General features: G+C 60.4%; 14 protein-coding genes and 1 pseudogene. 6 read left to right on the top strand and 9 right to left on the bottom strand.

The genetic code is table 11. The annotated features are described in order from the left end of the window. The first annotated feature begins 593 nt into the window (after positions 1–593). From DDF78_RS11120 to upp, 4 genes are all read left to right on the top strand, one after another. On the top strand, positions 594–2831 hold the full coding sequence (locus DDF78_RS11120) for an RNA degradosome polyphosphate kinase (protein WP_152581803.1): 2238 nt from the start codon (positions 594–596) through the stop codon (positions 2829–2831). Between the two features lie 274 nt (positions 2832–3105). After that, a complete protein-coding gene (locus DDF78_RS11125; RefSeq protein ID WP_152581802.1) occupies positions 3106–4194 on the top strand; it encodes an NUDIX hydrolase in 1089 nt (362 codons plus the stop codon). Then, a complete protein-coding gene (locus tag DDF78_RS11130) occupies positions 4142–4996 on the top strand; it encodes a hypothetical protein (RefSeq protein ID WP_419465480.1) in 855 nt (284 codons plus the stop codon). The genes DDF78_RS11125 and DDF78_RS11130 overlap by 53 nt, the downstream gene beginning before the upstream one ends. A 623-nt stretch (positions 4997–5619) precedes the next feature. Further along, the gene (gene upp / locus DDF78_RS11135) at positions 5620–6258 is read left to right on the top strand and encodes a uracil phosphoribosyltransferase (RefSeq protein WP_152581800.1); all 639 of its coding nucleotides are present in this window, start codon (positions 5620–5622) and stop codon (positions 6256–6258) included. A gap of 127 nt (positions 6259–6385) precedes the next feature. Here upp and DDF78_RS11140 read toward each other — a convergent pair whose 3' ends face one another. The 4 genes and pseudogenes from DDF78_RS11140 to DDF78_RS11155 all read right to left on the bottom strand — a co-directional run. Further along, entirely contained in the window at positions 6386–7183 is a 798-nt protein-coding gene (locus DDF78_RS11140; RefSeq protein ID WP_152581799.1) for a nitroreductase family protein, read from the bottom strand. 127 nt (positions 7184–7310) lie between these two features. Next, positions 7311–8402, bottom strand: coding sequence for a glycerophosphodiester phosphodiesterase family protein (locus tag DDF78_RS11145; RefSeq protein WP_152581798.1), 1092 nt, complete (start codon positions 8400–8402; stop codon positions 7311–7313). A gap of 186 nt (positions 8403–8588) precedes the next feature. Continuing rightward, complete coding sequence (locus DDF78_RS11150) at positions 8589–10232, bottom strand: ABC1 kinase family protein (protein ID WP_237564666.1); 1644 nt, start codon at positions 10230–10232, stop codon at positions 8589–8591. Positions 10233–10520: 288 nt separating this feature from the next. After that, positions 10521–10727 (bottom strand): annotated as a pseudogene (locus tag DDF78_RS11155) (phasin family protein); the annotation flags it as partial. A 196-nt stretch (positions 10728–10923) separates the two neighbouring features. On the opposite strand from DDF78_RS11155, the gene DDF78_RS11160 reads away from it, so the two are divergent. Then, a complete protein-coding gene (locus DDF78_RS11160) occupies positions 10924–11640 on the top strand; it encodes an MIP/aquaporin family protein (RefSeq protein ID WP_202613279.1) in 717 nt (238 codons plus the stop codon). Between the two features lie 670 nt (positions 11641–12310). Next, complete coding sequence (locus tag DDF78_RS11165; RefSeq protein WP_152580215.1) at positions 12311–12517, top strand: hypothetical protein; 207 nt, start codon at positions 12311–12313, stop codon at positions 12515–12517. Between the two features lie 325 nt (positions 12518–12842). On the opposite strand, the gene DDF78_RS12020 is transcribed toward DDF78_RS11165, so the two are convergent. The 5 genes from DDF78_RS12020 to DDF78_RS11185 form a co-directional block, all read right to left on the bottom strand. After that, positions 12843–13304 (bottom strand): sortase, encoded by a 462-nt coding sequence (locus DDF78_RS12020; RefSeq protein WP_272869828.1) that lies wholly within the window; start codon positions 13302–13304, stop codon positions 12843–12845. Between the two features lie 9 nt (positions 13305–13313). After that, positions 13314–13736 (bottom strand): sortase family protein, encoded by a 423-nt coding sequence (locus DDF78_RS12025; RefSeq protein WP_202613281.1) that lies wholly within the window; start codon positions 13734–13736, stop codon positions 13314–13316. A gap of 118 nt (positions 13737–13854) precedes the next feature. Continuing rightward, complete coding sequence (locus DDF78_RS11175; RefSeq protein WP_152581795.1) at positions 13855–15498, bottom strand: SpaH/EbpB family LPXTG-anchored major pilin; 1644 nt, start codon at positions 15496–15498, stop codon at positions 13855–13857. Positions 15499–15635: 137 nt separating this feature from the next. After that, positions 15636–18221 (bottom strand): CLIPPER-2 domain-containing protein, encoded by a 2586-nt coding sequence (locus DDF78_RS11180; protein WP_152581794.1) that lies wholly within the window; start codon positions 18219–18221, stop codon positions 15636–15638. A gap of 288 nt (positions 18222–18509) precedes the next feature. Continuing rightward, positions 18510–20882, bottom strand: coding sequence for a LuxR C-terminal-related transcriptional regulator (locus DDF78_RS11185; protein WP_152581793.1), 2373 nt, complete (start codon positions 20880–20882; stop codon positions 18510–18512). Between the last annotated feature and the right edge of the window lie 384 nt (positions 20883–21266).

Consider the following 21266-nt stretch of genomic DNA (forward strand, 5'->3'; position numbering starts at 1 on the left):
TACTGGCAAACATCCCCACCGCCGCGCATGAAAGCCCTGAAACATGAAAAGAGGAGACCCACCGAAGTGGGTCTCCTCCCCAAGTCAAACCTTAAGCAGAATCGCAACACAACATCATCGTTGTAACGGTAAGTCTTTCCATTGCCCGTCCAACGTAACAGCCATCGTGGCCATACACTTTTTGTGGGCTTCTGCTCTTAAGTTTTCCTTGTGGTTATTATTATGCCCTATTCACCTTCGAACGCAAGCCAGCACATGACTTTGTGCGCTTATTTTCCAAAGTGTTCATTCTCGCCGGAGAACGCACTTTACATGCGCTGAACTGTGCCGAAAAATCCTTGTGATGTTTGCTTTTGTGCGCTTGCGTCATGCTGCGGCGTGTCGACGTGCAGCCTCACCGTGCCGCCCCACCATATCGCCCCATCAGGGCCACATCGGCTACCACTCCGCGCTCAAAAATCCAACACGTTCGCACCCTCTGAACACCCTCCCAGACACCAAGTCCGACACGCGAAGTTCAATTTTTTGTAAACACCCCACGAATTCTGCCGCATCCGCCTTCCAAAATTCGTGCCGCCGCCTACAGTAGGAGCATGGCACAGATTTTTGACGCACCTTCCAAGGCGATACTGCGCAGCCAGATCGCTGAGCACATCGCTGAAACGGACAAAACCGACAAGCGCGAACAACAGACCGGCGAGGCACCGTTGCCTACGGACCGGTTCTTCGACAGAGAGCTGAGCTGGCTCAAATTCAACCAGCGCGTGCTCGAACTGGCACAGGACGAGGACCAGCCGGCGCTTGAGCGGGCTAATTTCGCCGCTATATTCGCTTCGAATCTCGACGAGTTCTTCATGGTCCGCGTCGCAGGCCTCAAGCGCCGCATCGATTCGGGCATTGCAGTCACAGCAGCCTCAGGCCTGAGCCCACGCCAGCAGCTGCGTGCCATCAACGAAGAGGCACATCGGCTCCAAAACGAGCATGCGCGCACCGTGCTCGACAGCATCGTGCCGGCGCTGGAGCGCGAGCACATCGTGCTGCTGAGCTGGGACCGGCTCAAGACCTCGGAGCAGGAGCGGCTTTCGCACTACTACCGTCAGCAGGTCTTCCCCGTGCTCACGCCGCTGGCGGTCGACCCCGCCCACCCCTTCCCCTATATTTCCGGCGGCTCGCTCAACCTTGCGGTCCTCGTCGAGAACCCTTCCTCGGGCAAATCGCATTTCGCCCGCGTCAAGATCCCCGACAATCTCAGCCGCCTCGTGCAGGTCGACGACCTGACCGACGAGGAGAGCCGCGAGGAGCGCTTCGGCTTCATCACGATGGAGAATCTCATCATCGCGCACCTCGAATCGCTTTTCCCCGGCATGATCATCAAGGAGGCACGCTCCTTCCGCGTCACGCGCAATGAGGACATCGACGTCGAAGAGGATGACGCCGAGAACCTGCTCAACGCGATGGAGAAGGAACTGCTGCGCCGTCGCTTCGGGCCGCCTATCAGACTCGAGATCTCGGATGTGACCAGTCCCTTCCTCTCCCAGTTGCTGGCCAGTCAGCTCGGCGTGGGCGATGATGAGGTCTATCGCCTGCCTTCGCCGCTCGATATGACCGTGCTCTTCGAGCTGCAACGCCTGGACCGGCCAGATCTCAAATACCGCACTTTCATACCGATTACCAACCGGCAGATCGCCGAAGTCGAGTCAAGCCGGGCGCAGGATATCTTCGCGGCCATCCGCAGCCACGACATCCTGCTGCACCACCCCTACGACTCCTTCTCGACCTCGGTGCAGGCCTTCCTCGCCCAGGCGGCCGCCGACCCCAAGGTGCTGGCCATCAAGCAGACGCTGTACCGCACGTCAAGCAACTCGCCGATCATCGACGCGCTGGTCGACGCCGCCCACGCCGGCAAGCAGGTGCTGGCCCTAGTGGAGATCAAGGCGCGCTTCGACGAGGACGCCAACATCGCGTGGGCGCGCAAACTCGAACGCGCCGGCGTGCACGTGGTCTACGGCATCGTTGGCCTCAAGACCCACTGCAAACTCTCACTCGTGGTGCGCCAGGAAAACGATGGCCTCAAGCGTTACTGCCATGTGGGAACCGGCAACTACAACCCCAAGACCGCCAGAATCTACACGGATCTGGGCCTGCTGACCTGCGATCCGGTGGTGGGGCAGGATCTCACGCGCCTGTTCAACCAGCTTTCGGGCTACGCGCCGAAGTCGAGCTTCCACCGGCTGCTCGTCGCGCCGCGCACCGTGCGCACTGGGCTGATTCAGCGCATCCGCCGCGAGGAAGACGCCGCACGCGCCGGTAAGGAAGCATGGATCAGGATCAAAGTCAACTCGGTGGTGGATGAGAAGACCATCGACGCGCTATACCGCGCGAGCCAGGCAGGCGTGAAAATCGACATCGTCGAACGCGGCATGTGCGCGCTTAAGCCCGGCGTGCCAGGCCTGAGCGAAAATATCCGTGTCCGCTCGATTCTCGGGCGCTTCCTCGAACACAGCCGCATCTACGCCTTTGCGAACGCCGAAGGTCCGCAGATCGGCGAAGGCCCGGTCGCCGGCCCCGAAGTGTGGATAGGCTCCGCCGACCTGATGCACCGCAATCTCGACCGCCGCGTCGAGGCGCTGATTCGCATCAGCGAGCCCGATCAGGTGGAGGAACTGATTCATTATGTCGACCTGCAGATGGCCGATTCCACCGTTTCGTGGCATATGCAGCCGGACGGTGCCTATATCAGGCATTCGCGCGACGAGGAGAACAGGCCCTTGGTCGATTGCCAGGAATACCTGATTCGCACGCACCAGCATCATCACCACAGGGCGAACTGAGCCGGTCAGTTCGCTAGGCGCTATGAGCCACACTGGTACTGGTCTGCATAGCTGACACAGCTTGAGCGCCGGTACGGGGTGCAGCGATGTGATATCGCTGCACCCCGTACCGGCGCTCTTGCGTCGTATTATGGCATGAATATGGCATGAAGACGTTGTGCCATGAAAACACTGTGCCATGAAAACACTGTGTCGTGGAAATACTGTGTCACAGGAATATACCTTGGCACTACACTGGGTGCGAATGCGAACACAGCTACGGAAGGGGCAGATAATGAGCAGCATGATGGTCGAGGCGGCAGGCGGCATCGTGTATCGGCGGCGGTCCGATGACGATATCGCGCAGGATGCGGACGACGAGGGCCCTGCCCCCGATCCGGCGCATCCTTCAGCGGTTGACGGCCTTGAACTGTGCGTGGTGCACCGCCCCAAATACGACGATTGGAGCTGGCCCAAGGGCAAGCTGGAACTCAACGAATCGCATCGTCACGCGGCAGTGCGCGAAATCGGCGAGGAAACAGGGGTGCATGTGGCACTCGGTCCTCGGCTGGGCGAAATCGAGTATCCGCTGGGTTCGGAAGGCAAGAAGGGCAAACGACCGAAAGCCAAGGGCGGCGTCACCAAGCATGTCGTGTTCTGGATGGCGCGGCCCATCGATGAGCATGAGGCCGCAATGCGCGCGCCGGCACTCGGACCGGTGACCCCGGCAGACGTCGATGAGATCGACAACGTCGTCTGGGTGAGCGTGCGCCGCGCCCGCCGGCTGCTGTCGCATGCCCAGGACCGCGACATCCTCGATCTGTTCGTTGACTACGTGGAAGAGGGCGCCGAGCACAGCCAGACCCTGCTTATCGTGCGCCACGGCAAGGCGGAGGCACGCAAGCAGTGGAAGGGCAGCGACGCCAACCGACCAATCACCCCGAAAGGGGCGGCCGCTGCGTATGCGCTCAACCGCGAACTCGCCTGCTATGCCCCCTCCCGGCTCGTCACCTCGCCGTGGGTGCGCTGTCTGGAGACCATCGAAGTGTTCTCATGGCAGACCGGCCTGTCGATGGTGCCGGCTGACGAGCTGACGGAGGATGCATTCGCCGAGAATCCGGAAGGTTCATGGGAACGCTTCGAAGAGGAGATCACGCACTCCATGAATGCCCATACCACAACCGCCGTGTGCATGCATCGTCCCGTTATCGGCGGAATCTTCGAGCATCTACGTAGCATATGCGTATCAAAATCATTGTCCAAGCAGCTGATCGCCTCGTCGCCGTACATGCCGACCGGCAACGCTGTAGCGCTGTTCATCGTGCAGAGCGATGAAGGGCCGCGCATCATCGACATCCAAAGGCTGGCACCACTTGTCTACTAGCGCTTCACGGTACGGCTCCGGCTCGGTTCGCTCGAGCCGCGAGGGATTCATCGCATCGGGCACCGGGTCGTCTCGCCCCGCACGACCTGCGCAGGTCGACCCGGCCATTGTCGAAGGCCTTTCCGGAGGCGCGGACCCGCAGGAGATCGACGAGATGAGTCATGTCTCGGCGGCCGCGCTGCTCGATCGCGTGCACCACAGCGAAGACCCTGAAATCGTGCGGCGCGTGCTCACCATAGTCGACACCGAGGGCGTGGATATCATCGCCGAGCTGTGGAGCCGTTCGCAGCCTGACTCTCTGCCGGGCATGCTCTGGCGGCTCTACATGCTGCGCACCTGGATGAATCGCAATCAGGAGTCGGTTTCGCAGCTATGGCGCATGGGCGAGCCCGTGGCCACGTCGGCCTCAGCCGTGGCCGGCATCGATCAGGCACCCAGCGCCGAGGACATCGCCCGCACAGCCGACTCGATTCTTTCGGGCGCGTTCACCGGCGACTTCGCCGTGGCGCTCGAACGCGCGGCCGCCTTCACCGACATGACCGCAGCGGGCTTGCGCGTTGAGGCGAAGCGTGTGGCGCACCACGGTGCTGCAACGTCCAGCTCGGCCACAGCCGAATCAGGCCCGGACGCGGGTTCCATCTCGCACTCGGGCGACGCTCGGTCCAACGCCGCAAGCCGCAAGGCCGCTCGCGATCCGCAGACAGCCGCTGCGCGCCTCATGCATATGGCGGGCAATCTCACGGCCACATCGAGCGACTTCCTTCATGGAGCCAGGCTGTGGCGACAGGGCAAACTGGAGTAGGCACAAGACAATCGATCACGTATTTCGTGTGCAACACGCCCGGAATGCCATACACAAGTCGGTCGATAGCAAATCAGAAGCTTGAAATTCCGCCACTCGACTTTGCTATTCCCCAACTTGTGTATATCGATTCCTTTACAGCAACGGTGCCATGTAGGGCACCGTTCTTCGGCCCCTTCGTGGGGCCTCACCTCGCCTACAGACAGCGCACTGCGCTGTCTGCTTAACGGTAACGGTGCCGTACAGGGCACCGTTCTTCGGCCCCTCGGCGGGGCCTCACCTCGCCTACAGACAGCGCACTGCGCTGTCTGCTTAACGGCTCAGCATGTCGGATACGGCGAGCGGTTATACTGGGAATTCGCGCTGAACCGTGCTTAAGCCCCGGGCTCCATTTGTTGCCGCCGAGAGCGGCGTTTGCGCCGACAGGCGCTTTCGCGGTTCAGCGTTCTACCCTTTTTCCGACACCGAGCACGCGCCCCATGCCCGGCCTCTTATGGTCAGCGACCACGCTGCATAGCCTATAGCCAGCCTGCACAGTTCCGACAACGACCGCCGAAATCGCCTGCGACACGACCCTGAAATCTTTGACGCTGCCGCATAGCGCAAAGGGCTACTCTAGAGGTATGCAACTTCACGTTTTAAATCATCCCCTCGTCGATCACAAGATGACCGTGCTGCGGGACAAGAACACCCCCTCCAACATCTTCCGCGAGCTCGTCTCCGAACTCGTCACCCTCGAAGCCTACGAGGCCACGCGCAACCTTGATGTCGTCGACCGCGAAATCGAGACGCCAATCGCGTCGATGGTCGGCAAGCATCTCGCCTCCCCGCGCCCGATGGTGGTGCCGGTGCTGCGCGCCGGGCTGGGCATGCTCGACGGCATGACCAGGCTCCTGCCGACCGCCGAAGTGGGCTTCCTCGGCATGAAGCGCGACGAGAGCACGCTTGATATCATCACCTATGCGAACCGGCTGCCTGAAGACCTCACCGGCCGCCAGTGCTTCCTGCTCGACCCGATGCTCGCCACCGGCGGCACGCTCGTCGCCGCCACGCATTATCTGGCCGAACGCGGCGCGAAGGACATCACCGCCATCAACATCATCGCCGCGCCCGAAGGCCTCAAGAAGCTCAAAGAGGCCATCGACCCGAGCATTGACTTCAAAGTCGTCGTCTGCGCGGTCGACGAGAAGCTCAACGAGCAGGCCTACATCGTGCCCGGTCTGGGCGATGCCGGCGACCGGCTGTACGGGCTGATCGACTAGCACGCTTTCGGTGTAAGAGCCAGAACGAATTACAGCTCTGTCTTGTTTATGACAGTTATCGGCGATAACTGTCATAAACAAGACAGAGCTGCCTTTAACGGCTGCTGATTCCAGCTAACAGCTCATATCAGTCAATCCTGAATCCCTGATCCTCGATCGACTGGAAGATATGGCCCTGCTCCACGAGTTTGGACTGCGCCAGCGCGGCGACATAGCTTGTGAAGCCCTGCAGAGGATTGTCGGGATTGCGGCGCTCGTAGTAGTCGTGCACGTCCTCGTCGTACTGCGAAAGCGCCTTGACCATACTCGGCGTCTGCGCGTCATCGGGGTACACGTCATCAAAGTACTGGTACTCCTTCGGCGGCCGAGGTTTGAGCTCGGGAACCTTCGCCGGGTAGCCGAGCCCCAAGCCCAGCACGGGGAACACGTTGCTCGGCAGGTGCAGCAGCTCGACAATGCGCGGGACGTCGTTATGCACCGACCCGAGAATCACCGCTCCCAGACCGAACGCCTCCGCAGCCGTTTCGGTGGCATGCACCGCCAGCACGGCGTCGGCATAGCCCTGAAGGAAAATGTTGGACGACCGCAGACTCGCGCCGTCAGGGTCCACGCCAAGCTCCTGCGCGATACGCAGATTGCGATGCTGATCGACAAGAAACACGTACAGCAACGGGGCGCGGGCGATGCGCGCATGGCCGCAGATGCGTGCGATCTCCGCTCGTGTCTCCGGGTCTTTGATGCGCACAACCGACCATGCGCTTAACGATTCGCTGGTCGCTGTCTGCCTGGCCGCCTGCTCGATGGCATCGACGACATTAGGTTCGATCGGCTTGTCGGCGAACTTGCGAATGGTTCTGCGCTGCTGCAGAATCTCGACGGTTTCAGGCGTTGTACGCCCCTCGTTTGCTGAAGAACTTTCAGACATGCTGTTCCCTACATATTTTCGTAATTGATATGGCCGTAACTGATATGGTCATATACTCCGTTCTTGCGGCCGCAACAGCAGGCTCGGCAGCGCCGAACCCAGCGATGCACGGACCCGCCGAATCGCCTCACTGCCTTGGCACGAAGGCCTCGAAGATGTGCCTGTCGAACCATTCGCCGCTGCGTTCCAGCTCCTCCTGGCTGCGCACCGTCCACGAGACGGCCGTCGCGCCCAGCGCACGCGCGGTCTGGACGTGAAGCCCTTCGCCGCCGTTCCAGTCGTAGGCGATGAAATCGGGTCGCGAAATCCAGTCCCCGAGCAGCTTGCCCGCTGCCCACTGCTGCGGCTGCGCGCTGTCGAACTGAGCTTCCACGGCCAATTGGCCACGGCATATCTCAGGGTGGTTCTTCTTGTACCAGCCCATCGCCTGCGGCATGAAGGACTCGACCACATACGGCCCCTCGTAGTCCCGCAGCAGCGCGTCGCCCTGCTCCATCAGCTCGGTGCAGCGCGCGTCCCAAGTCATCATGTCAAACTTGTATTCCACAATCAGCGGCACTCGGCCATCGACCAACCTGAGCACATCGGCGAACAACGGAACGTGCTGGTAGTAGCCTTGCGGAGCCACTGTTTCCGCGCTTTCCACGTCTTCCGCGCTTTCCACGCCGTCAGCAGCAACGGAATCACCAGCACTGGAATCACCATCCTCATCCGGACCCGCGTAAGCCTTCGAGTCCCCCGGCTTCGCAGGCGCGGGAAACAGCGCGATGCGCGAAAGCTCCTCATAGCTCAGATTCTCGACGCGGCGCGGGTCTCCGGCGACACGCAGCAAATCGGCATCATGCACGACCACAACCTGTCCGTCCGCTGTGAGCTGAATATCCAGCTCGATGCCATACCCCGCCTCGCAGGCCGCCGCAAAAGCCGCCATCGAATTCTCCGGGGCAATGGGGCCGAGGAAATCAGCCGTGCCATACCCCGCCTGCAGGGCCATGCGCCGCGCCAAGGCAACGTATTCGCCGCTACTCGCCACATAGTCCTCGGTCAGCCCCGAACCGGCATCGTGCAGGCCCCGGTGGGCGTAGAGCACATCGGGCACCTCCCGAACTCCGCGGCCTTTGCGCTCATGCGCCAAGCGCGGAGACAAAGCCCAGAGCGCTCCCCCGGCGGCGAGCGCACCGCCTACCATCACGCGTGAAAGAAATCCTTTGGATGCCATGAGCGTCCCTTTCATTGGTTGAATCCGTTGGTCGAATTGGTTAGTCAAATCGATTGGTGTTGAGTCTGTTGCCTGAGTTCGTTATTTGAATCCGTTGTTGTTGAATCCGTTGGTATCGAATCAATTATCGCCGCCAAGCAACGTGCAGTCGTTACGTCAACCTGATGCTGCAAAAAACAATGCCTCCTACCGTTTCTTCTTGCGCCGGCCCTTGAAGTAGATATCGAAGACGATCCACACGGACAGGACAAAGGCGACCACGTAGCCCATGAACCCGACCACGGGGATGCCGAAGACGATTGGCTTCATGCCGGCGAAGTAGACAATCGAAGAGCCGACGAACAGACCGACCACGATCAGGGCCATCGTCAGGCGGTTGACCATGTCGGAAAGCATGGCGAAGGGCTCCTGCGAACCGACGAGCTGCATGTTGACGCGCAGCTGGCCGCGCGTGAGCATATGCATCGCGACCTTGCTCTCCGCCAGCGCGCCGAGCACGCCGTGTAGGGCCTGATGGCCTTCCAGCCCCAAGGTTTTGAGTTCGTCCTTGCCTACGACGGACACCGTTTTGCTTGAGGCAATATGGTTCGAGATGATCTGAATCATATTCACATCCGGGATGAACTCGTCAAGCATGCCTTCGAGCGTGACCAGCGCGCGGCCCACCGTGGTAATCGAGCTGGGCAGCTCGATGTCGTGGCGCTGGGCCATCTGGGTGAGCGCGCCAAGAAAATCCGCGATGTTGAGGTCGGCAAGATCCACCGTGCCGAATTCCTTGACAATCACATCGAGGTCGGACAGCAGCGCCGCGTAATCCTCCGGGTCGGCCTGCGTCCCGGCGAAGCGCAGCAGGCCATCGGCCAGCGCCGGCGAATCCTGGGAGCCAACGGCGAAGATCATATCGCGCAGCACCACGCGGGTCTTCTGGTTGAGCCGACCGACCATCCCGAGGTCGATAAGCACGATGCTTCCTTGCGAGACGAGGATATTGCCCGGGTGCGGATCCGCATGGAAGAAGCCTTCGTCGAGCATCTGTGCGGCGAAATTGTCGACGAGCTTGGTGCCGATCTCCTTGAGATCGTAGCCCGCCTCGACCAGCTGATCCGGATGGGACAGCGCGATGCCCTCCACGTAATCCATGACGACAACGTGCTCGCTGCACAGATCCATATACGGTTTCGGGCAGTCCATATAGCGATACGGAGCGCAGAATCGGTTGAATTCACTGAGATTCCTGGCCTCAAGCAGGAAATCGGTCTCCGATTCGAAGGTGTCCCACAGCTCTTCGACGACCCCGCGCAAGTCGACAACCTGCGCGCTGGGCACCACTCTGGTCGCCAGCCGGGCGATCGAACGCATGATGGACACGTCCTGCGCCATCGTCTCGCGCACGCCGGGACGCTGCACCTTCACGGCTATGTCCTCGCCGCTGACCAGCGTGGCGCGATGGACCTGCGCCAATGAAGCCGAGCCGAGCGGCGTGGTGTCGATATGATCGAATATCTCCTCGACCGGTCGTCCGTATTCGCGTGTCAGCGTCTCCAAGACGGTGAGATACGGCATCGGGTCGGCGTTGGCGCGCAGCTTCGCCAGCTCGTCGCAGAAGGGCTGTGGCAGAATCTCGGAGCGCATCGAGAGCATCTGCCCGACTTTGACGAAGGTAGGGCCGAGCGCCTCCAGCATGAGCCGCAGCCTGACCGGAGTCAAGCCATGCATCACATCGAATTGGCGCGCGATGGCGGCGATCTGCCCGAGCCGCTTCACCTTGCCGCGGCGGGTGAGATGGTAGCGCTGGGCGAAGGAATCCTTACGCCGCCCGAACAAGCCGATGGTATCGTCCTCGTCATCGACGGACGACGCCTTCGGGCCATGCGAGGACGCAGGCGCGGTCTGCTGTGCGTCCTCATCATCGCCTACGGAACGCTCGACGGCGGGCCCCTTGCCTTGCTGACTCACTGATTCACCCACCCTTCGCGGCGCACCGGCTCAAGCGGCACGCATATGAACACATATGAACACACATGGCATACACATGCGCGCACGCATCATGAAGCAACCGACGCTATCTGCGCCGGTGCCACCGCTATCCGTCTAACGCTACTCGGCCGTATCCTCGGAAGCGCTTTTGGACTTAGCCTCTTCCCTGGCCTCGCTGGCCTTGCGCTTGAGCTCAGTATTGAGAGCCTTGCCTTGTTCGACGGTGATCTCGCCCTTCTTGACCAGGTCATCGACGATCTCCTGGCTCTTCTCGACCGTAGTAGCCAGAGCGCCTACGCCGGCAAGAAACACCTTGCGCAAGCCGTCACCGAAATCAAAGTTAGCCATGATGTACCTCCTTCAAAGGTATCGTGTATCGTGCTTTCACTCTACATCACGGACCTTATGTGAATTGCCTCTCAATTCTCGGTTTTTCAGTCCGCGAAGCACTTCGCCCCGTGGATTTTCGGCAGTGGTGAAGTAAGCTTGAATCGAATTGCGAGTGGATGCACTTGCAGCAATGTCAAGAAGAAGGAATATTCATATGAATCTGCGTAAATACGTAGCTGAATTCATCGGTACGGCGATTCTCGTGCTCATCGGCACCGGCGCGGTCGCCGGCTCCACCACCCTCACCGGCGCGACCGGCCTCAAAGGCTCGCCGCTGGCACTGAGCACCCTGGTCATCGCTCTGGCGTTCGGCATCTCAATCATCATCGCCGCCTACTCCATCGGCAACGTCTCCGGCGCTGTGCTCAACCCCGCGCTCACCCTCGGCATGCTCATCGACGGCCGCCTGACCGTCACCGATTTCGTCGGCTACATCGTGGCGCAGGTGCTCGGCGCGCTGGCCGGATCCGGTCTGCTCGTCGCCTTCGCTGGCTCCAACAAGTCGCTCGGCGCCAACGGCTACGGCGATCTCTCAGCACTGAATACCGGCGTGGGCGCAGCGTTCCTCATCGAAACCGTGCTGACCTTCTTCTTCATGCTCGTCGTGCTCGGCGTCACTGCGAAGCCCGAGTTCTCCTCGGTCGCCGGCGTGGTCATCGGTCTGACGCTTTCTGGGCTTATCCTTATCGGTCTGCCCTTCACCGGCGTCGGCGTGAACCCGGCCCGCTCCTTCGCTCCGGCGCTCCTCACCGGCGGCGAGGCACTCTCGCAGGTCTGGCTCTTCATCGTGGCCCCGCTCGTCGGCGCTGCTCTGGGCGCGCTCGTGCACCGCTATGTGCTTGCGCCGGTCTACCTCGACAAGAAGGACTGAGACGGGCATTTAGGCTTCTGCCTGATTGCTCCTGATCATAGACGAGGGGCCTGTGCGCAACGTGATTCATGATTCACGTTGCGCACAGGCCCCTCGTCTATAGCTGCATGGGTTTCCGCATGGCACCGGAGATGCACGAAAGCGGCGTCGAGTCCGGTGGTCCAAAGAATACTGAGGTGCGGCTCGCACTACTTCGATTCCCTTTGGAGTAGTGCGACAGAAGCGCACACCGTGCATGGTAGCTTTCTGGTACGGGAACGTTGGAATCTCAACGATTAGCTTTCATGACGATATAACACGAAATGTGCGTTTTGCGCGCACTATGCAAAGCCGGACCGCCATGGTGCGCATCGATCTGATGATGTGGCCGAATGCGATGCCGTAGCGTAAGGCCCCCAAATCTTAACAGTTCGAGGGCCCTGCGGCAATAATAGGGGATGGAGTTAGAAGCCATCCCACCGGATTCGGCAACGTCCCCTGAAAGTCCTAGCGCCTGCCGAGAGTGTAGGGAACGTGCGGAAGTGCCGTGTCCAGCGTTTCCATCATAACCGATACTCTTCGAACACGTCGAGCGAAATCCCGCGGAAAGGACAAGCCCCGACCATCCGACAACCGTCGGATGCTACTGCCGCGTCACTCGTGGCGCGGCCATAACAGAAGGGCGCAGATCATGCGCAACTTAGAAGAGGAGCCGCACAGCGGCACGGCAATGCTGTGGCTCATGGCGGTCCTCGTGATCGTCCTGTCGACCAAAGTGGACGACGGTGCTTCGCACCGTCCTTCGCAGCCTTGGCGGCTGCTCACTTCGCCTACGGACAGCCCACCAGGCTGTCCGCTTAACGGCTCAGCAAAGCCGACATCGCGATACTGGCGATAGCCGGCTACACGATGCGAGCCCACAGCAAGGAGCGCAGCTAGCGACTCCACAGCCGTCCCGGTCGTCAAAGGCCGGGGCGGCACTACTACCTACAAGAAATAGGGGGATGCCATATGATCCTTATCGGCACCCTTGTCGAGACCAGACACAGCCAAGCTTGAGCACTACAGGCGAGAGTCAAGCTGGTCAGTGCCTTAGCCTCCTGAATGCGGCATCAAGTTGCTTGAGGTCTCCCTCCTCGCAATGGTAATCCATCGCTTCGCGAGATCACGGCCACATTATGGTTACATACACGCCCAGCTGGAGGCTTGGCCGCGAATCAGCTTCAGTTTCGACCAGTGGCTTCGTGCTTCTTCGCTAAACCCGGCGAAGGCGCGTATCCCATGCGCCATACGTAGACGGCTGAGGCAGCAACAGTTGCGGACATCCACACGGCCCACCACGGGAATGGCGGGATTCTAGGAGCTTGTTTCGCAGCGGCGATGTCGGCTTTGGGCGTGGGATACACGCGCTGACCCGTCACGATGATTCTGGATGTATTGATGCCCAAGGGCGTGCAGGTTACCAGCGTGACCAGATCCTTTCCACGTTCTATTCGCAGCGCCTCGGTGTCGTCGGGATCGACCACTTGGGTGGTAATCACCTGGTACGTCATTGTTTCGCCAAGTACGTTGACCGCGAACCGGTCGCCGACGCCGACCTTGTCGAGATGCGTGAACAGGGTGGCCTTAGCCAGTCCGCGGTGCGCCGACAGCACGGCGCGAGTGCTCGGGCCGCCGACCGGCAGCGAGGTTCCCTACAAGTGCCCCACGCCCTTTTCCAGCACTTCGTCGGATGTGCCATGATAGATGGGCAGATTCACATGGATCTTCGGTATCGTCAGCCATCCCATGGTGCCCTCGTCGTCGGCGGACAGCATTTTGTCGTAGTCGAGGCCGGATCCGCTTTCGCCGCCACTCGAGCTCGGCTTGCGATCCCCGGCCTCCAGCACGATAGCCCCGGCGTCGAGTGCATCATTGTAGGCATGCGCCTGCGCCAGCTGCTCTACGTACGAGGGGACTACATGCTTCTCTTCACCCACGTAGTTCTTGAGCACCTTGGATGAGGCATATTCGGAGAACCAGTTCGCGATGGTCGGGTATGAAGCGGCTGACATTCCCGCAATGACGAGCAGCACGGTGAACAGCGCCGTGAACGAGAGCTTCCGGCGCCGCCGCACGGTCTCGTTTGACCCCTGTTGAAGATGAGCCGGGAGGACTTTGCGCTAGTAGATACGCGAAGAGAGGGAAAGCGGCAGTCCCCCGACTAGCCTGGTCCTGTATCTGCTAGTTGGCAGCTCAGCGAGCCGAGCGCTTGCGCGAGATCGCGTAGGCGGCGCCGCCGGCAGCCACCAGCGCGATGCCGCCCAGCGCCATCACGACGGTGCCCGCGGCACCAGTCAGCGGCAGGTTCGGATGCTTCTGCTGCACGTTCGTGACGTCGATAGCGTTGGCGGGCGACGTGGCCGTGGTGCCCGGCTTGATCGTCACCGTCTGAGGATCACCCTTGATGAAACCGGCCGGAGCCTTGGTCTCATACACGCAGTAATCCTTCGAGAAGCTAGCAGGATCCGGTTCAGTGGCGCTGTTGATGTTGGCCACGAACAGGCCCAGCGAGCCGTCGGTGCTAGCCGCGCCCGTCGCCGGGTCATTCACGCTCCACTGCACAAGGCCATTGGCATCCGAGGTACCAGTCGCGACAGCCGTGCCAGCGGGCTGTGAATTATCCGCCGGGCAGCCGCCCTCGTAGACCGAGAAGTCGGCGTTCGCGAGCTTGTTATTGCTCTCGTCGACCTTGGTGACCTCAAGATTGCCCCAGAACGTGTACGGGGTCGTAGTGCCGGGAACCGTCTTGCCATTGAAGGTCGAGCCGTAGCCCGGCTTGCCGACCTCGCCATTGCCCGGGCCGTTGGCGATCCCGCCGGTCACGGTGACCTTGAGGACCTTGGCGTTGAAAACAATGGTGATCTTGTCGCCCTTGTTGATCTTCTTCAGGCCCGAATCATTCAAGGTCCATTTCACGACGCCAGTGGCTGCGTCAGTGGTTCGCGTGTAGTCGCCAGAGACGAAGTCCGTGCCGCTGTTATGCACCGAGACTTCGGAATCGAACGCCAGCTCGGCGGGATCGAGGTTATCGTAGATGACCGCATCGTTGTACGTCTCGCCGGTATTGAGCGCAGGAACCTCCTGCTCGATGGTGTACTGGACGGTATCGCCGACCTTCACGCCCGTCTGCTTCTCAGTCGTGTTGATCGTCTTGACCGGGCCGGTGAGGATCTGATTCTTCGGGTACGCGTTCACATCGTAGAGCCAGCTGCCCTTGGTTTGCGGCAACGGCAGGGTCACCAGGAACGGAGCCGTCTGGGATACGATGTCATTGTCGCCATGTCCCGTCTCGGTCACCAGATACAAGCCATGGGGCAGCGTCGGCACCGTGCCATCGGCCAGCCTGCCGACGCCCTGGGCATCGGTCGTCACCGTCTTGGCATTGGCCGCATCGAGCACGAAGCTGTTCTTCGGCGTGACTGCATTTGTAGTAGGATCCACCGATGCGACATCGTCAGCCGCCAGCGGACCGCCGTTATTACCGCCCTGCGAGATGAGATCCCATGCCTTGGAATCAGTGTTGATCGCATCCGTGGTAAGGCTCTGATCGCCTTTCGCGCTCACCGGGGTGATCGTGAACTCGACGCCCTTGAGCGCAGTATGCGTCGAAGGATCGGGGGTCTGCACCGTGCCGTCAGGGACATGAGTAGTGTCCTGCGGGCCTGCGTACTTGTTGATCGTCAGGCTCGTCGCCTTGCCCGCTTCGATATTGCCCACGCCCGTCTCAGTCGCGTTCGCCGTCAGCGCGGCGCCCGCCAGGCCGGCAAGGCCCAGAGCCACAGCTCCAGCAGCAGCCGCGACACGACGTGCCAGCGACCCTTTCCTTGCAATACCCATTGGTTATTTCCTTTCTCTACGGTGCCAGCCGCCGGAAGGCCACCACACCTGCTCTGACAGAGGATCTGCCAAAATCTGTAATTGTTCATTTACGAGCGGCGACGCCAAGCTGCCCGACGGCGCCAGGAATCAAAGGCCTAGCCCTGCACCCGAGCCAGACTCCTGCGCCGCAGCGCGATCGCCACGCCAGCGGACAGCACTATCAGCGCCGAACCGCCGAAGATGAACGCATCCGTGCTCATGCCACCGGTCAGCGGCAACGTCGGAGGAATGGCATGCTTGTTCACAAACTGGCCCACGTTCACCGGCTGACCCGTCGCCACGGTGTCTTTGGAAATCACGAATGTATGCGGGATCGTGTCAAGCTGATAGCCGGCAGGGGCCGCCTTCTCGACCAGCGTGTATTGCTCGGTATCGGGGTTCTTGGGATTCGCGACATAGTTCCAGGCAAGACCGTTCAACTGGAACGCGCCAGGACGCGAATCCTGGTCGGTGAATGGACCGGCCGGGCAAGGGGAAGACGTGCAGTCCGTGACCACGGTATTCGCAGGAACGCCGGGGCCGGTTAACGTCCATGATGAACCAGCCAGCCGGTTCGGCGTCTTGGCATCATCGACCTTGGTCCATATTGCGGAGCCGGGTACCTGATCTGCGGTATTCGTCACCGTGACGCTCGTCCCATTGTCCGAGCAGCCAATCGTCACCGGTGAAGCCGGATTGAACACCGGATCCTGCCATGTCACGCCATTGGAATCCGAAGGTTTCGTCTCGCTAAGCGTCACTGCGGCGCCCGTAGGAATCGAGCCGCTGGGATATGACTTGCCGTCGGCCTTCACAAGGATTGTCCCGGACCCTGCCGGGTACTGGTAGGTATCGCCGGAGCCGTAAGGGTCGGTCGTCGTCGTAGATGTGCCGTCCGCCGAGCAGTAGTGGTAATCTCCCGCATCATAGGAATAGCCGATCGTATACTGCCGGCCCGGGTCGATCGTCGAAGCGCCTGAACCCTGCAGCTTCTTGATGATTGAAAGTGCGCCGTTGGTGTACGTCGGCACCTTCGCCGTGGAGGGATTGGAGGGAACATCAGCGCCAGTGGGAGTCTTCCCCGCGGCCGTGGCCGTATTATCGAACTCCCCCGCCGCTACCTCAGCAGGGCTTAAGGGGCCGTACTTCCCGCTGCATGTCATCGACACGCCCGCAACTAGAGTCGTCTTAGGACAGGATATCGCAGTGATCTTTGGATCTGTGACGGTCACCGTGTTGAGATCGACATTGCCGTTGTTGGTCACCTTGAAGTTGTACGGAACCGTGTCGCCCACCGTGAACGCGCTCTGAGCTGTCCCGCCGTTCGCCGTGTCACGGTTCACCGACTTCTCCAACGTCAGAGACGGCTTTTTCAGCGAGAAGCCACGAATCAAATGCACTGCGTGAGCCGCACCAGTAGAGGAACTGAAACCAAATTTAATGGTAGGAGGGAACGCCTCGGTCAACGTGTCCTGCAGCACCTGGATGCCATTGATGTACACCGTCACCGTGGCATAGGGGTTGTCATCATTGGTAGGAGAAATCATGATACGGACCAACGATCCCGGATCATTCTGCGCTCCGACTGCGAGATTGGGCACCGCGGCACCGGTCATGATATTGGCTTTCGGCATCTGATCCAGACCTTGCGATTTCAGTATGCAATATCCCGACGTGCCACTCCCGCCATCACGCAGCGTAACCGTGTTAGGCCATAATCCGAAAGGCTTACCGCTACTGTGGTCAGGGCAGCCTACGCCGACATATGGCTGATTGGCGAAATTACCGAAGGGGTCCAAACCCAGGCCGAGGACACCGCTGGGGATGCCGTTGACATTCACATTAGGCGTAACATCTCTGTTCGTGATTGACGAATAGCCGAATGCGCCGCCGACACTGCCTCCAGTTGGGCCAGGGGTGAGCAGGTTTGAATTACCATCTACGAGGAAGAAGCCGATACCATCTCCACCTGTTGCCGGATTCGGATCCCATGGATTCCACCCTGCGCCATTGTCACCAAAATACTGGTACTGGTAGAAGCTGATATCGAGACCATCTGCCGAATTCTGTGCTGCGTTATACAACACATAACCAGTACGGCCTCCTGAATTGTCAGTTAACTGCAGATAGCCATTCGATTCACCACTGAGGTTAGTGGTATCGGTGGTGTGACTATTGGGGTCATTCCCGTTGTAATAGCAGCCTCCGATAGTCCGATTGCCCGTTCCGGGATCAGGATTTACTGTTTTCGCTGCTGTCAAACAGGCGTCCCCAAGCGCACGCCACGTGGGATCGCCGACTGTGCTGCCAGTGAAAGGTTCATCCACACCTGTAGGGGAAGCAAAGGTAGTCACAGGGGCATCCCCCTCAGCCTCGGATACGCTCTCTGGCTGTGCACTAGCCGTAGCAGGCATAGGCACGAGCGACTTCACCGAAACATTGGGCGAAGGATTTGCTGCGGCATTCGATTCTGCCGCTTCCACTGAGCCAGCGCTGGACTGTTGCCCACCACTCTCCGCAGCCGCATTCTTGTCTGTCGCAGTCTTGTCCTCTGCCGCAGGACTCACGGAGCTGCTGGGCTGCGCAGCATTGTCTTTATCGTCCGCGCTCGCGCCAGCAGCAAAGGAGAAAAGGATGCCGGTGCTCAACGCGGCGGCGATGACGCTTGACAGCAGTCGCGCACGTTTACTCTTAGCATTCATACGACGTGTACCTTCCCCATGTCATGCATCTCTCGTTCGGGAATCCCCATATCTGCAAGGATTCCCAGAGACCAGCATTGATGTCTTTTCGTTGCTGCCATGGTAACTTGCAGACTTCGTTTGCTGCACCGAAGCACACGCCGACGCAAAGCATGCTTTCAGGCGTCTCCCATGCAAAAATCAGTGCAATAATCAAGGAACTCAGGGACTCGGCAGCTATTCCGCCAGCCACTTATACCCGTAAAAATGGTCCTAAAATAGCCCTAAACTGGGCAATCTGTCCAGTAATCACAGCAGGTGCAGCGTTTGGGCGAGAACGACGATGTCACAACGCCTATTCACCCCGAGCTTCCTCCGGAACGCAGCCACATGCGTCTTGGTGGTGTTCAGCGAGATGTAGCACATATCCGAAATCTGCCGGTCGGAAAGGCCCTGCTGCAGCAGATGCAGTATCTCCGTCTCGCGATCGGACAATTCCACGACATCGAGATTCGCGGGCAGCACGGCCCCCAGTCCCGCAATCCCGCGCTGCGCGGCAATCGCCGCCGCCGGAGCCAAACCCGGCTCCGAATCCAGCAACGACGCGAGGCATGCAGGAGGAAGAAGGCTCAGCGCAAAGGCCATGAACGGAAGCGGCATGGCCAGCAGATCATCAAGCAGCGACCTAATCGCCGTGTTCGGCTCCTGGCGGTCGAGCGACGCCACGCGCAGCGCATCGAGAATCGCGTTGACTCGCTGCCCGCCATCCGATTGGATGCCGGACAGCGTATCACGCAGCCGCTTGCCCTGCCCAGAGGCGAGCTGGACTACTGCCTGCGCGATACCGCGCTCCGGGCCAGCGGCGAATCCAGAATCGGCCGTCTCGATGGCCTTCGGCAGGTTGCCGCCTGCGAGGAGCCTGGCGCAGGCGAACAGCTTGCCCAAATACATCGGGCTCTCGCCGAAACGCTCCTGTATGGTGGATACGTCGGCATCCTGTGAGCCGAACATCGTGTCAAGCAGATCCCATTTGGCGATCTCGCGCCCCAGCCATTCGTCGGAGCAGATGAGCGCGCGGAAGCGCATGCTCTCCTTATGAGCAGCAATTACCCCCCTCCCCCGCAATTTTGCGACAAGAGCCTCGGTCAACGCCTCGTTCACGCTCATCATGCGCCCCTCAGACAAGCTCGGGAATGGCGTCTCGGGCAGCGCGCCGCAGCGCAGCATAAGCTGCACGGCCTGAAACACGTCATTCGAATCCGCCGCGCCGACCAGAGCGCGCTCGGCCCTGCTGTACACGTCGCGCATCCTGCCCTGGCGCAGGGCGATCGCCGCAGAGGCAATGGCCGCCTGCTTGCCGTGCCTGCCCTTCGATACGATCTGCGCAGAACCAGCCAGGATTCCCGGACGCCGAGACGACGACGCATCGCCGCGCTCCAGGCTCAGCAACGCCAACGCGAGGCGCAGATACGGCGCGCGATCCAGCTGCTTCGGCGCAAGTCCGAACAATATTTCCTGCACTTCGAGCGCGAAGCCCTCGTACACCTCCATGAAATGCCGAGCCAGCAATTGCTCGGCCGCCGTTATATCCTGCAGCAGCACCAGCTGATCGAACGCCCGCGCATAATCCCCTATGTCCAGCAGCATGCGCATCAGGTCCCGGCGCGCGTCACACTGCGACTCATTCCATTCCAGGAACACACGCCACGCCGAATCCTTCCACGCATAGCCCGTCGCGGGCGGGCCAGACGCATCCTGCAAGCCAATCACCATCGAATCATTAAAGATGGAATAATCCTGCTGCACATTGGGAATCGACTCGCATATCATCCTGATATGCCGCTCGCCGAACCTTGGCATGAACGACAGCAGCATGGACACACGGATAGCGCCGACTTCCACCTGCGAGTCGGAGTATCTCGTGGCGCACGCCCGGCGTATGGCCTGCAGCACCAGCTCGACATTGAACCCGTCCAATCTGCTGCATTCCGGCGAATACCAGCGATCAAAGGCCAGGCCGACAGCCAGCGGATAGCCGCCAGTCGTCGCCTTCATCAACTCGATCTCATCCTCATGCAACGCGGGAAGGCCCGGCGCGACCTCGACAATCGCGCGTGCCAGCGTCCCGATTTCATCGAGGGTGAAGGCCAGCTCGCTGCCTCTGACCGGCACGAAGCACGATTCCTCGTCAACCCATGCGCCTGGCCTCAAAGGATTAAGCGTCACCGTGACGACCGTCAGCGAAGCAGACTGGCGGAACACGTCCCTCAGCTCCTCGGCACGGCCGTCATCAAGCCAGTAATCAAAATCATCGATAAGAAGAACGCCAGCAGGATGACCCTCACTGTCCTTGGCCAGACCACCGCCTTCGCTGTCCGTATGTGATGTGCCAAGAATCCGCGAAAGGCTGCGACTGTCATTGGCGCCATCGCCCACCATCGCGTGCGGCCGAAACAGGTACTCCAATTCATCGCCGAGCTGCCGCAGCAGCGTCGTCTTGCCCACCCCCGGCGCGCCGCTGATATTCACCCAGCTATGCCTCGCAGCGATAACCGACCGAAGCAGCCGACGCCTCGGTATGGTCACCATAGCCGCCGAGCCGCCGAACAGGCTTTTCCACTCCCCGGGTATCCACTCAGCGAATCCCGGCCTCTGCGCATGCAGCGACGATCGTGAAACCATGCCCGGCCTCCCAAATATCTGACGTATTATGCGAATGCATGTCCGAGGCTGCCCTCCCCCTCGTCACGCATGTAACTATGGGGATAGTATATTTCCCCAGCATGCGTTCATCGAACAATCAGAGACGATATGGCGACTTATCACCCTAAAATAGCCCTTCTAGGGTGATTCGATCAGCGCCGCCCTTGATTTGGGCAGCCATGCATACAACCCGGCCGGACGCGGCTACTGGCAGGAATACGCCACTGACTTGCGGTCAGCGGCCGTTTTGTGCCATGAATATGTCCCACGCACGCAAAAGAGGTGCTGCCAGAGCCACGATTACGTGGTTTCGACAGCACCTCTGTGCTATGGGATTCGGTCACCGGCCCCTGCGGGCCGGCC

This window comes from Bifidobacterium tibiigranuli, assembly GCF_009371885.1.
GTDB lineage: Bacteria > Actinomycetota > Actinomycetes > Actinomycetales > Bifidobacteriaceae > Bifidobacterium > Bifidobacterium tibiigranuli.